We start from the raw sequence: 496 nt of genomic DNA on the forward strand, positions 1-496 counted from the left end.
CCGGGTCGTCTTCTCCAACCCGGAGGCGGAGCGGATTCTCGGACGCCCGCTGGCCGAAGCGCCGGATTGGCGCGCCTACACCGCGAGCTTCGGAGCGCTCCACCCCGACGGCCGGACATTGACAGCCGACGAGTATCCGCTGGCGCGTGCCGTTCTCCGGGGCGAGAGGGTCGACCACGAGGCGCTGATGCACCGGCGTGACGGTGAGGCGCTCGTGCATCTCGAAGTGAGCGCCGCCCCGATCCGCGACGCCGCCGGTCAGGTGGAGTTGGCCATCGCCACCTTTCAGGACGTCACCGCGAGAGCGCGGGCCGAGCAGGCCCTGCGGCGGGCGCAACGCCTCGAGGCGATGGGTCAGCTTACCGGTGGCGTCGCGCATGACTTCAATAACCTACTCATGGTCGCCTCTGGCAACCTACAGCTGCTCGCTCGGCGGACCTCGGACGAGGTGCTGCTGCGCTTCGCGCGCGGCGCGCTGGAGGCCCTTCGGCGCGGT

1 protein-coding gene is annotated in these 496 nt (G+C 70.6%); it reads left to right on the plus strand.

Annotated features, from left to right (window positions below; genetic code table 11):
- Window positions 1–496: PAS domain-containing protein (locus tag Q7A36_RS40820; protein ID WP_305109485.1), on the plus strand; the 496-nt coding region annotated here is incomplete at both ends.

Origin of the sequence: Paracraurococcus lichenis (assembly GCF_030657435.1) — a bacterium.
GTDB classification, from domain to species: domain Bacteria; phylum Pseudomonadota; class Alphaproteobacteria; order Acetobacterales; family Acetobacteraceae; genus Paracraurococcus; species Paracraurococcus lichenis.